This is a genomic window from Pseudomonas sp. MF6776, assembly GCF_016613125.1.
In the GTDB taxonomy this organism is placed as follows: Bacteria; Pseudomonadota; Gammaproteobacteria; order Pseudomonadales; family Pseudomonadaceae; genus Aquipseudomonas; species Aquipseudomonas iridis.
This window is the reverse complement of sequence record NZ_JAENSQ010000036.1, coordinates 35,010-46,477: the sequence shown is the minus strand read 5'-3', so window position 1 is coordinate 46,477 and position 11,468 is coordinate 35,010. Positions and strand designations below refer to the sequence as shown.

Here is an 11,468-nt window from a genome sequence, read left to right as displayed (position 1 = left end):
CTGAGTCAGCTGCCGGTAATGCGTAGTCATCTGCGCTTGAATCCTTCGGTGTGAGAGCCTGGATTCTACCGGTGGCTGGCTCTCTGCCTCTCGTTTCAAGCGTTGCGCTTATTCTATGAATTCAGGAGGCTTCGATTCGGCGACTGACAAACTAAAGTGGAGCGATCTGGTGCAGTTGGGCCAGGAAGAAGTCTTCACCGTCGCAAAAACAAACTGGCTGACGCCACCCAGACTACCCGGCGCATCAGGATATTTCGAAATAGTCAGAACTATCCCTGACGGGCTTTCAGGGAATGGGCTAGTTGTCGGCATCTGGATACGAAACGACCCGAATGGCGAGTTTTTCATTTCGTGTTCGGACGTGAGTTTCAAAGGTGGAGGTGTACCCGAAGAACCTCACAATATCGGCAGCTTTATCAACGGCGACATGGGTGCCCTCAAGCCCGGTGATTCTGTGCACTTTCGGATCTTCGGTAACGATGGGGCAAAAAAAGAGCTGGTCGATATCATCCATAAAATCAGCGCAGCTAATTTGCCGCCTGCTCGATGGGGCAAGGAAATAGCTGACCAGGTCGACCCCACTATCGCCAGAATTGGCGAGTTGCAGGGTCCGACCGTTACTTACAACGTGCAGAACCCTTCAAGCAACTCGACTTATGCCACTCAAAAAGGTTACAGCCAGGCCATGTCGATCATTGCAGGCGAGGATCCAGGCCCTGTTAATCCGGCGCCACCGGTCGCGCGCATCACCGGGCCTGCGACATTGAAGACGGGGCAACCCTTTACGTTCAACGGCACGTCATCATCGGCAAGTAATGGCGCCCTGCTCTTTCAGTGGGCAGTTCCAGGGATGACAGGCGCACAGGACGGCCCGACCGTCAGCGGCATCGCATTACCCGTCACACAGCCAAGCAAGTTCACGGCCCGCTTGAATGTTCGCGATCCGAAAAATGGTAAAACGGACCAAGCGGAGTTCGAATTTACCGTGACGCCAGCCAGCGACGGCGGAGAGTACCCGGCCTACAAAGAAGGCACCCCGTATAGGGCCGGCGATATCGTGACTAACGCGGGCAAAAACTATCAGTGCAAACCCGAACCTGTCACTGCCTGGTGTGCCGGCGCCGCGTGGGCTTATGCCCCAGGGGCAGGCTCTTCGTGGAAAGATGCCTGGGATGAAGTTGAATGAATCATCAGTGCGCAAGTACACGTCGCATGGCGCCTTATTTCGAGCAACACCACTGTGGACGATGGACTTGAACTGCAACGGGTAGGGAGCGTTATCGACATGAAGATCAGCTTGCCGGCGATGGCGGTGTATCAGTCAGTTATATTTTGACTGTTGTGCCGCTATCGTCGGCAAGCCAACTCCTGCGTGGGTTGGCATGTCCTTGAGTTAACGGACCACACCCTCTTCGATCAGCAGCTTGAGAATCGCCTGAGCGCCGTCTTCGGCGCTCACGCCCTTGAGCACCTGCCCCCCGCCACCACTGGCCTTGGCCGTAGCAGCCTTCATCCTGTCAGCACCACTTTTGGCCTTGATCACTTTCAAGCGCTTCGGCCGCGGCTTGGCCGGTTGCAGCGTGGCGACAGACAAAAGCTCATCGTCGATAACTTCGACGTCATCAGCCTCCAACTGCCCACGCCGCGCCGGCCCATAAGCACTCTGCCGAGGCTTCGGCGCAGCGTTATCCACAGTCGCCAGAAACGGCAGCTTCACCTTCAACCGGCGACGTTGCCCACGCGGTAGCGCTTGCAACACCAATGCCGAACCATCATTGATCGACTCGACCTGGGCCAATCCAACCACCAGTGGCCAGCCCAGACCTTCGGCCAGCAGAAACGGCAACATCCCCGAACCTTCACCGGTTTCCGCCTGGCTACCGGTCAGCACCACCTGCGCACCGGCATCACGCAGATAAGCCGTCAGCGCCGGCAATGCATCGGCACCGGCGGGTTGTTCCAGCACGTGCATCTGCTCCAGGCCCATGCCCAGATAGGCGCGCAATGCGGGTTCGGCGACATCGCCGGCGTGCAGCACTTGCAGGTTGTCCCCAGCCAGTTGCAAACCCAGTTCCACTGCCCGTGCATCCTGCTCCGCCCGGCGTGGGCGGCCGGAGGTCGGGTGGGCGCCGATTGAAACCAGACTGATGATTTTCGTGTTCATAGCGTTTCCTTAAGCCGCATCGCGCTTGGCGTCGTTGCGGTAGGCCGCTACCGCCGCGATCAAGGCTTGAAGAATCTCTGCGCTCTCGCCGATCACTGACAGGTCGGCACGTTTGATCATGTCGCAACCCGGATCGAGGTTGATCGCCACCACTTTGTCGCAGGCGCCAATGCCTTGCAGATGCTGGATCGCGCCGGAAATCCCCACCGCCACATATACCCGCGCAGTGACCCAGGTACCGGACGCGCCAACCTGACGATCGCGCGCCATGTAGCCGTCGTCCACCGCCACCCGCGAAGCGCCTTCGGTGGCACCCAGTGCGGCAGCAGTCTGGTGGAACAGCGCCCAGTCCTTGACCCCGTTACCGCCAGAGAAGATGAACTCGGCCTCGGCCATCGGAATGGCCGCAGGGTCCACCGACACCGCGCCCAGATCCTCGATTCGCGACAAGCTGCGCGCGACGTTTGTGGATAACTCCACGGGCAGCGCTTCGTGGCGAGTTTCGCTGACCGGTTCTGCGCATTCGGCCGAGGCCAGAATCAATCGTGCGACCGGACGCGCCAGGTCTTGCAGCCCCGCACCAGCGCGGCCGATGCATTGCTCATCCTTGACCTGCCAGACCCGTGTGGCCGGGCGTTCTCCCAACGCTGCAGCAAAGCGACGGCCGAGTTCACCGCCACCGCTGCGACTGTCCGGCAGCAACCAGTGACGCGGACTGAACTGGTTATCCACAGCCCGCAGGCCCTGCACCCGTTGTTCCGGTGCATAACCGTTGAATTCTTCGCCATCGAGCACCAGCAAGCGATCAACGCCCGCCGTGGCAAATGCGCTTTCCTTGTGCTCGCCGAACACCACCGCCAGCACCGCCCCATCCTTGCCGGCCAACTCATGGGCAAGACCCAGCAAGTCGCGGTCGTGGCTGCTCAAGCGGCCACCGACCATGTCCGGCACCACGCTGATGTAGAACGCCGGGGCCGGCACCTGATGCAGCGGCAATTGCACCTCTACAGCGGCGGAACGCCTAGTCGCCCCGCCCTGTTGCGCGCCGCTGCGGTCGATACGCTTGATGCCGTTGGGGCCAATAAAACCGATGCCGTGCAGGTTTTTACGGATGACGCCGTTCGGCCCCATCCAGCTGTGTTGTGCCGGTTGCATCGCCGCGTGCAGCGGATGCAGTCGGTTGCGGGCGATCCATTCGGCGCGCGGATCGCGGCGGATAATGTCGCTCATCAGTGGGCCTCCGCGGGTTCACGTTTGGCCGGCGTGGTCGGCTTGCTTGGCGCGGCGTCTTCGAGCAGCGCATCGGCGACCAGTTCGGCAATGTCCTTGATCAGTGGACGCGGTTCGACCACGCCTTCGAGCATCGCCGTGCACTGTGGACAACCCACGGCCACCAGTTCAGCACCGGTTTCGCGGATGTCGTCCATGCGCATGTCGGGGATACGCTGTTTTCCCGGAATGTCGGTGATCGGCGCGCCGCCACCGCCGCCGCAGCAGCGCGAACGGAAGCCCGAACGTTGCATCTCTTTGACTTCGATACCGAGCGCACGCAGCACTTCACGCGGCGCTTCGTACTCACCGTTGTAGCGGCCGAGATAGCATGGATCGTGATAGGTCACGCTGTTGCCTTTGTGCTGCCCGAGGTTGAGCGCGCCCGCCTGAATGATTTCCGCCATGTAGGTGCTGTGGTGCTGCACCAGGTAATTGCCGTCGAACGCACCGTACTCGTTTTTCAGCACATGAAAACTGTGCGGATCACAGGTGACGATGCGGTTGAAACTGTATTTGGCCAAGGTCTGGATATTGCGTTTGGCGAGCTGCTGGAACGTCGCTTCGTCGCCAAGACGGCGGGCCACATCGCCGCTGTCACGTTCCTCAAGACCGAGTACGGCGAAGTCGACTTTCGCTGCCTTCAGCACTTTGACGAAGGCGCGCAAGGTGCGCTGGTTGCGCATGTCGAAGGCGCCGTCGCCGACCCAGAACAGCACGTCAGTGGATTTCTTTTCGCTGAGCAGGTTCAGGTTCAAATCCGCCGCCCAGTTCATCCGCCCGCCCGGTGCGAAACCGCCGGGGTTGTCGGTGGCGATGAGGTTTTCCAGCACCTCGGCGCCCTTGTTCGGTGTTGCGCCTTTTTCCAGGGTGAGGTGGCGGCGCATGTCGACGATGGCGTCGACGTGCTCGATCATCATCGGGCACTCCTCCACGCAGGCGCGGCAGGTCGTGCACGACCACAGGGTCTCGGCATCGACCAGACCGTTGACGATCGGTTGATGCGGATTGCCTGCATGCTCGCCGACTGGTTTGCCTGGATACGGGCTGCCAGCGAACTTGGCATCGGTGCCGCCAGCGAGGCCGACGACCATGTCCTGAATCAGTTTTTTCGGGTTCAGCGGCTGGCCGGCAGCGAACGCCGGGCACGCGGCTTCACACTTGCCGCACTGCACGCAGGCGTCAAAACCGAGCAACTGGTTCCAGGTGAAATCCTTGGGTTTTTCCACGCCCAGCGGTGCGCTCGGGTCGTTGAGGTCCAGCGGTTTCAAACCGGTGGAACGACCGCCGCCGAAACGTTCGGCACGACGGTGCCAGGCCAGATGCAGCGCGCCAGCGAAGGCGTGCTTCATCGGCCCGCCCCAGGTCATGCCGAAGAGCAATTCCGAAACGCCCCACAGCACGCCAATCCCGAGAATCACTGCCAGCAGCCAGCCACCGAAGTTCTCCGGGAGTATCCCGGCCACCGGCAACGTCACCAGAAAGAATGACGCCGAGAAGGCCAGCAGGCTTTTCGGCAGGCGCATCCACGGGCCTTTCGACAACCGTGCCGGCGGGTTGCGCCGGCGCAGGTAAACGAAGATCGCGCCGACGAACATCACCGCCGACATCAGCAGCAAGGCGTAACCGAGGATGCGGTTATGCAGGCCAAAGCCATGCACCAGAATCGCCAGCACAATCGACGCCACCGCGCCGCCGGCCGTGGCCACGTGGGTGTTGGCGATGTATTTGTCCCGCGCCACCACATGGTGAAGATCGACCATGTACCGCTTGGGCATGGCCAGCAGGCCGCCGATCAGATCGACCTTCGAGGCCCGGCCCCGACGCCACATCGCCACCCGCCGCAACGCGCCAAGGACAGCGAGGCCCAGGGCTGCGAACAACAGGATTGGAAGAAGGGTGTTCAACATAGGTGAAGCTCCCACCAGTGCAACCTGGAGAAACACGATCCGCTTTACTGTGGGAGCGAGCCTGCTCGCGAAAGCGGTGAGTCAATCGACATCATCGTCAACTGACAGATTGCATTCGCGAGCAGGCTCGCTCCCACAGGGTTTGGTGCAAGCCGTCAGAAATCCTTGCACAACCGCAGTGCGTCGTAGATCGCGGCGTGTGTGTTGCGCTGCGCCACGCAGTCGCCGATGCGGAACAGCAAGTAGCCGTCACCCGTGGTGCTCAGCGATGGCTGCGGTTTGATCGCAAACAACGCATCGATATCGATCTGGCCCTTGTTGCGCGATCCTTCCTTGAGCCCGTAATACAGCTCTTCGTCAGGACGCACGCCGTTTTCCACGACCACCTGATCGACCACCCGCTCCTCTTTGGCACCGGTGTACTCGTTCTCCAGCACCGCGATCAGTTTGTCGCCCTCGCGATAGACCTTCTCGAGCATCATGTCGCCGGTCATGATCACTTCTTTCGGATACATGCTGCGGTAGTAAGTCGGGAACGACGTACCGCCAACGGCTACACCCGGTTTGATGTCGTCGGTGACGATCTCGACCTGGCTACCCTTGTCGGCGAGGAAGTCGGCAACCGACATCCCGGTGAACTCGCAAATGGTGTCGTAGACCAGCACGTTCTTGCCCGGCGCAACCTTGCCGTCGAGCACGTCCCAACTGCTGACTACCAACCCTTCGGCCGCGCCCCAGTGTTCGTTCTGCTCAAGAAACGGGTGTCCGCCAACCGCCAGCACCACGACGTCCGGACGCAAATCCATGATCGTCGCGGCATCAGCCGCAGTGCCCAGACGCAGGTCGACTTTCAGGCGCGCCAGTTCCAACTGGAACCAGCGCGTAATGCCGGCGATCTGGTCGCGCTGCGGTGCTTTCGATGCAGTAGTGATCTGCCCGCCGATGAATTCTTTCTTCTCGAACAGCGTCACGTCGTGGCCGCGTTCAGCTGAGACACGCGCAGCTTCCATCCCGGCCGGGCCGGCACCGACGACCACGACTTTGCGCTTGATGCCGGTGGATTTTTCGATGATGTGCGGCACGCCCATGTATTCACGGGACGTCGCGGCGTTCTGGATGCACAGCACGTCCAGACCTTGGTATTGACGGTCGATGCAATAGTTGGCGCCCACACACTGTTTGATCTGGTCGATCTGACCCATCTTGATCTTGGCGATCAGGTGCGGGTCGGCGATGTGCGCGCGGGTCATGCCGACCATATCGACATAACCGCCCTCAAGAATCCGCGTGGCCTGGTTCGGGTCCTTGATGTTCTGCGCATGCAGAACCGGCGCTTTCACCACCTCTTTGATCCCGGCCGCCAAGTGCAGAAACGGCTCCGGTGGATAACTCATGTTGGGGATAACGTTGGCCAGGGTGTTGTGGGTATCGCAACCCGAACCGACCACGCCGATGAAGTCGAGCATGCCGGTGTCGTCGTAGTACTTGGCGATCTGTTTCATGTCCTCGTGGGACAAGCCGTCAGGGTGGAATTCGTCGCCGCACAAGCGGATGCCGACGCAGAAATCGTCGCCGACTTCCTTGCGCACAGCCTTGAGCACTTCCAGACCGAAACGCATGCGGTTCTCGAAACTGCCGCCCCATTCATCGGTGCGCTTGTTGACGCGCGGACTCCAGAACTGGTCGATCATGTGCTGGTGCACGGCAGACAACTCAACGCCGTCCAGACCACCGGCCTTGGCGCGGCCAGCAGCGGTGGCGTAGTTGCCGATCACCCGCCAGATTTCTTCCGGCTCGATGGTTTTGCAGGTCGCGCGGTGCACCGGTTCACGGATACCCGACGGCGACAGCAGGGTTGGCCAATGCTCGCCGTCCCAACGCGAGCGACGGCCCATGTGGGTAATCTGGATCATGATCTTGGCGCCATGCTTGTGCATGGCGTCGGCGAGGTTCTGGAAGTGCGGGATGATCCGGTCATCTGCCAGGTTCACCGATTTCCACCAGCCTTGCGGGCTGTCGATGGCCACACTGGACGAACCGCCGCAAATCGCCAGGCCGATGCCGCCCTTGGCTTTCTCTTCGTAATACTTGACGTAGCGGTCGGTGGTCATGCCGCCGTCAGTCGCGTAGACCTCGGCGTGCGCGGTGCTGAGCACACGGTTGCGGATGGTCAGTTTGCCGATCTGGATCGGCTGGAACATTGCTTCGAAAGCCATGACGGGTTCCTCGACTTACAACGGCTTGACGGTGAACAAGCCGTCTTCGTGGCCTTCTTCGGAGCCACCGTACACTTGCTCGGCAACCGTGCGAATCTTGCTGCCGCGAGCCTCAAGAATCTGATCCATCGCGCCGGCAAACCACCCGGTGAACATGTAGTCGACCTTGCGCCCGACCTTGCCGTAGACGTAGACAAACGCCGAGTGCTCGAGCTTGACGCTGGCGGTGCCTTTATCGAGGTCGATGTCCTGAATCTTGAACAGGCCCCAGCCGCGCTGCGACAGACGCTTCATGTAATGTTCGAACACCGCAACGCCTTCCAGGCCGTGGCATTCAGCTTCTTTTTCACACCAGTGCCAGGCAGATTTGTAGCCGGCCTTGTAGAGGATCTCGGCGTAGGCTTCGGCGCCCAGCACTTCCTCGATGCCCATGTGGTTATTAACGAAAAAGTGACGCGGCACGTACAGCATTGGCAGGGCGTCGGAAGTCCAGACACCGGTTTCGCTGTCGACTTCGATAGGCAATTGCGGGGCGATCTTGGCCATGGAAACTTAACTCCAGAAAAGTTTTAGATTCAGTGTTGGCCGCAGCCCTCACCCCAGCCCTCTCCCACAGGAGAGGGGGCAGTTCGGCGGCGGTCTTGGAAAGCGTTACTCGCCCCAGACGTCTTTCAAGACGTTGACCCAGTTTTCGCCCATGATCTTGCGCACCACACGTTCGGGATGGCCGCGCTTGAGCAGGGTTTCAGTCAGGTTCGGGAACTCGCCGACGGTGCGGATGCCCAGCGGGTTGATGATCTTGCCGAAGCTGGTCAGACGGCGGGCGTAGCCCTTGTCGTGGGTCAGGTATTCGAAAAAGTCCTGGCCGTGGCCCTGAGTGAAATCGGTGCCGATGCCGATGGCGTCTTCGCCGACGATGTTCATCACGTATTCAATAGCTTCGGCGTAGTCGTCGATGGTCGAATCGATGCCCTTGGCGAGGAACGGCGCGAACATGGTCACGCCGACGAAACCGCCGTGGTCGGCAATGAATTTGAGTTCTTCATCGGACTTGTTGCGCGGGTGCTCCTTGAGCCCCGACGGCAGGCAGTGGGAGTAGCAGACCGGTTTTTTCGATTCGAGGATGACTTCTTCGGAAGTCTTGGAACCGACGTGGGACAGGTCGCACATGACGCCAACGCGGTTCATCTCGGCGACGATCTCGCGACCGAAACCCGACAGCCCGCCATCACGCTCGTAGCAACCGGTGCCGACCAGGTTCTGGGTGTTGTAGCACATCTGCACGATGCCGACGCCGAGCTGCTTGAACACCTCGACATAGCCGATCTGGTCTTCAAACGCATGGGCATTCTGGAAGCCGAAGAGGATGCCGGTCTTGCCCTGCTCCTTGGCGCGACGGATGTCGGCGGTGGTGCGCACCGGCATCACCAGGTCGCTGTTCTCGCGGATCAGCTTCTGGCTGGCAGCGATGTTGTTGACGGTCGCCTGAAAGCCTTCCCACACCGACACAGTGCAGTTGGCCGCCGTCAGACCGCCCTTGCGCATGTCTTCGAACAGCTCGCGGTTCCATTTGGCAATGATCAGACCGTCGATAACGATGCTGTCGGCGTGTAATTCGGCTGGGCTCATCAGGCGTCCCCTTATTGGCGATTCATGCGCCGAATCGTCTGCCGGCGCTTTGGGGCCAGCATATGCCTCGGTGCACGGGCGACCGGGTGCAAAAACGACAGGGGAATTGCCGAAAGCGTCAATCCGCGACAAAGGGTCATCAGGCGGCCCGACCAGCCACCTGTTCAAGCCCGCAAGCTTGAGCCAGAATCCCCCGCATCTTGGATACACCACTGGATGAGAGCGGCGACCTCAATGAAATCGATCTTCCTGGCCCTGGCACTGATTGCGACCGGCGTACACGCCGCCGAAGAGTCCGACAACAACCCGTGCGACGCAGTCGAAAACGACGTGCAGACCCTGGAGTGCTCAGCCTACAGCCGCACCGCGGCCGAAGACCTGCTCAAGGACAACTACGCCAGCCTCACCGAACGCATGCAAACCGCATACGGCAAAAACCCGACGCAACTGGCTGACATCACCGCCAAACTCAAAACTGCCCAGCAGCAATGGCTGAAGACGCGGGACGCCGATTGCGCGGTAGAAGCCTTCCCGGCAACGGCGGGAAGCAAGGCCTTTACGATTGCGCAGAATGATTGCGTGGCGCGGATGAGTGACGAGCGGTCGGAGTTTTTGGAGTCGATTGGGCAGGAGTGAGTGTCTGATCTGTAAGCTGCACATCTATAGCTAATCAAAGGACACCCATGAACATCTGCGGCATCGAAATCAAAGGCAGCGAAGCGATCATCGCCGTGGCCGCTCTCGACGGTTCGACCCTGAGCCACATCCCTCTCGCCACCAAGAAAATCGCCCTCGAAGACGATGACGAGGCAGCCAACGTCAAACGCTTCGCCGCGCAGGTCGCGTCGTTTGTGCGCGAGAATTCGATTGACCGGATTGCGATCAAGAAGCGCAGCAAGAAAGGTGAATTTGCCGGTGGGCCGACGACGTTCAAGATCGAGGGTGTGTTTCAGTTGCTCGATGGGTGTGAGGTGACGCTGCTGTCGCCGCAGACGATCAATGCACAGGCCAAGAAGCACAATTTCGAGCTGCCGGGGACGCTGAACAAGTATCAGCATGAGGCTTATAAAGCGGCGTGTTCGGCGTTGGTGAAGAAGTAAGCATTCTTTCAGACGATACAAATCAACTGTGGGAGCGAGCCTGCTCGCGAATGCAATCTGTCTGTCGACAGTGGTATTGAATGGCACACCGCATTCGCGAGCAGGCTCGCTCCCACATTGGTTTTTGTGCCCCCATCAGGCTTGGGCAGTACGGCGGTCTTCTCGCGGACAGCGTGCGAACTTCGCCCGGTAGCTGCGAGTGAAATACGACGGTGATTCAAACCCGCAGGCAATGCTGACTTCGAGCACGCTCATATCCGTCTGGCGCAACAACTGCCGAGCCTTCTCCAGCCTTAAGCGCAGATAGAAATTGCTCGGCGTGTCGTTCAGATGCAGCCGAAACAACCTTTCCAGTTGCCGCCGCGTCACTTTGATCGATTCCGCCAGTTGCAGCGTGCTCAGCGGCGGTTCGCTGTGTTGCTCCATCTCGCCAATCACCTGCACCAGTTTCTTGTTGCTGATGCCATAACGCGTGGCGACCTCCATGCGCTGGTGGTCTTTGCGCGGGCGGATGCGGCCTAACACAAATTGCTCGCTGACCTGGATCGCCAGCTGCGGGCCGTGGGCCTGGGCGATCAGGTCGAGCATTAAATCGATGGAAGCGGTGCCACCGGCCGAAGTGATGCGCCGCCGGTCAATCTCGAACAGCTCCTGCGTCACGCTGAGCTGTGGATAAGATTCCTTGAACGCATCGATGGCTTCCCAATGCAGGGTCAGGCGATGGCCCTCAAGCAGGCCCGCCTCGGCCAGGACGAAGCTGCCGGTGTCGATGGCGCCAAGGGTGACGCCTTCGTTATCCAGGCGGCGCAGCCAGTGCTCAAGCGTCGGCGTGGCGAATTTCAGCGGTTCGAATCCGGCGACCACCAACAGCGTCGCGCCTTTCTTCAATGGTTCAAGCGCTGCGTCGGCATTGACCGACATGCCATTACTCGCCAGCACTGCCCCGCCATCGGCGCTCAGAACATGCCAGCGGTACAGTTCGCCGCGAAAACGGTTGGCCACCCGCAGCGGTTCGATCGCGGAGATAAAGCCGATCGCGGAAAACCCCGGCATCAGCAAAAAGTAAAAATCCTGGGACATGGGCGCACTCGGTTGGCGGGTAGCGTGGGTCGTTGATACGCCGATTGTCGTCAGCGTTCAAGCGCACAGGTCGCTACAGTGCAAGTGCCGGTCGCCGTAG

The 11,468-nt window shown here is 60.2% G+C and carries 10 protein-coding genes; 3 read left to right on the top strand and 7 right to left on the bottom strand.

Annotated features, from left to right (window positions below; all coding sequences use genetic code 11):
- Positions 1-115: 115 nt before the first annotated feature.
- The gene (locus tag JJD74_RS26680; RefSeq protein ID WP_200617181.1) at positions 116-1,186 is read left to right on the top strand and encodes a lytic polysaccharide monooxygenase; all 1,071 of its coding nucleotides are present in this window, start codon (positions 116-118) and stop codon (positions 1,184-1,186) included.
- Positions 1,187-1,393: 207 nt separating this feature from the next.
- Here JJD74_RS26680 and etfB read toward each other — a convergent pair whose 3' ends face one another.
- From etfB to JJD74_RS26650, 6 genes are all read right to left on the bottom strand, one after another.
- A complete protein-coding gene (etfB, locus tag JJD74_RS26675; protein ID WP_042561457.1) occupies positions 1,394-2,164 on the bottom strand; it encodes an electron transfer flavoprotein subunit beta in 771 nt (256 codons plus the stop codon).
- A 9-nt stretch (positions 2,165-2,173) separates the two neighbouring features.
- On the bottom strand, positions 2,174-3,394 hold the full coding sequence (gene etfA, locus JJD74_RS26670) for an electron transfer flavoprotein subunit alpha (RefSeq protein ID WP_200617180.1): 1,221 nt from the start codon (positions 3,392-3,394) through the stop codon (positions 2,174-2,176).
- Positions 3,394-5,343, bottom strand: a complete 1,950-nt coding sequence (dgcB, locus tag JJD74_RS26665; protein WP_200617179.1) for a dimethylglycine demethylation protein DgcB — start codon at positions 5,341-5,343, stop codon at positions 3,394-3,396. Before dgcB ends, etfA begins: the two co-directional genes overlap by 1 nt.
- A 155-nt stretch (positions 5,344-5,498) precedes the next feature.
- Positions 5,499-7,559: a dimethylglycine demethylation protein DgcA gene (dgcA, locus tag JJD74_RS26660; protein WP_042561460.1), complete on the bottom strand. Its 2,061-nt coding sequence runs from the start codon at positions 7,557-7,559 to the stop codon at positions 5,499-5,501.
- Positions 7,560-7,574: 15 nt separating this feature from the next.
- Positions 7,575-8,105 (bottom strand): DUF5943 domain-containing protein, encoded by a 531-nt coding sequence (locus JJD74_RS26655; RefSeq protein WP_047303843.1) that lies wholly within the window; start codon positions 8,103-8,105, stop codon positions 7,575-7,577.
- Between the two features lie 105 nt (positions 8,106-8,210).
- Positions 8,211-9,188 carry a dipeptidase gene (locus JJD74_RS26650; RefSeq protein WP_034153590.1) on the bottom strand — a complete coding sequence of 326 codons (978 nt, stop codon included), beginning with the start codon at positions 9,186-9,188 and terminating at the stop codon, positions 8,211-8,213.
- Positions 9,189-9,422: 234 nt separating this feature from the next.
- Between JJD74_RS26650 and JJD74_RS26645 the strand changes: the two genes are divergently transcribed.
- Both JJD74_RS26645 and JJD74_RS26640 read left to right on the top strand, forming a co-directional pair.
- Complete coding sequence (locus tag JJD74_RS26645) at positions 9,423-9,824, top strand: lysozyme inhibitor LprI family protein (protein WP_047303846.1); 402 nt, start codon at positions 9,423-9,425, stop codon at positions 9,822-9,824.
- A 47-nt stretch (positions 9,825-9,871) separates the two neighbouring features.
- A complete protein-coding gene (locus tag JJD74_RS26640) occupies positions 9,872-10,288 on the top strand; it encodes a DUF3010 family protein (RefSeq protein ID WP_200617178.1) in 417 nt (138 codons plus the stop codon).
- Positions 10,289-10,423: 135 nt separating this feature from the next.
- Here JJD74_RS26640 and JJD74_RS26635 read toward each other — a convergent pair whose 3' ends face one another.
- Positions 10,424-11,368 (bottom strand): GlxA family transcriptional regulator, encoded by a 945-nt coding sequence (locus JJD74_RS26635; protein WP_042561464.1) that lies wholly within the window; start codon positions 11,366-11,368, stop codon positions 10,424-10,426.
- Positions 11,369-11,468: the final 100 nt, after the last annotated feature.

What these genes read in the sequence shown, in the direction of transcription:
- JJD74_RS26680 (WP_200617181.1), top strand. Translation starts at nt 116, where the DNA reads ATGAATTCAGGAGGCTTCGATTCGGCGACTGACAAACTAAAGTGGAGC.
- etfB (WP_042561457.1), bottom strand. Translation starts at nt 2,164, where the DNA reads ATGAACACGAAAATCATCAGTCTGGTTTCAATCGGCGCCCACCCGACC.
- etfA (WP_200617180.1), bottom strand. Translation starts at nt 3,394, where the DNA reads ATGAGCGACATTATCCGCCGCGATCCGCGCGCCGAATGGATCGCCCGC.
- dgcB (WP_200617179.1), bottom strand. Translation starts at nt 5,343, where the DNA reads ATGTTGAACACCCTTCTTCCAATCCTGTTGTTCGCAGCCCTGGGCCTC.
- dgcA (WP_042561460.1), bottom strand. Translation starts at nt 7,559, where the DNA reads ATGGCTTTCGAAGCAATGTTCCAGCCGATCCAGATCGGCAAACTGACC.
- JJD74_RS26655 (WP_047303843.1), bottom strand. Translation starts at nt 8,105, where the DNA reads ATGGCCAAGATCGCCCCGCAATTGCCTATCGAAGTCGACAGCGAAACC.
- JJD74_RS26650 (WP_034153590.1), bottom strand. Translation starts at nt 9,188, where the DNA reads ATGAGCCCAGCCGAATTACACGCCGACAGCATCGTTATCGACGGTCTG.
- JJD74_RS26645 (WP_047303846.1), top strand. Translation starts at nt 9,423, where the DNA reads ATGAAATCGATCTTCCTGGCCCTGGCACTGATTGCGACCGGCGTACAC.
- JJD74_RS26640 (WP_200617178.1), top strand. Translation starts at nt 9,872, where the DNA reads ATGAACATCTGCGGCATCGAAATCAAAGGCAGCGAAGCGATCATCGCC.
- JJD74_RS26635 (WP_042561464.1), bottom strand. Translation starts at nt 11,368, where the DNA reads ATGTCCCAGGATTTTTACTTTTTGCTGATGCCGGGGTTTTCCGCGATC.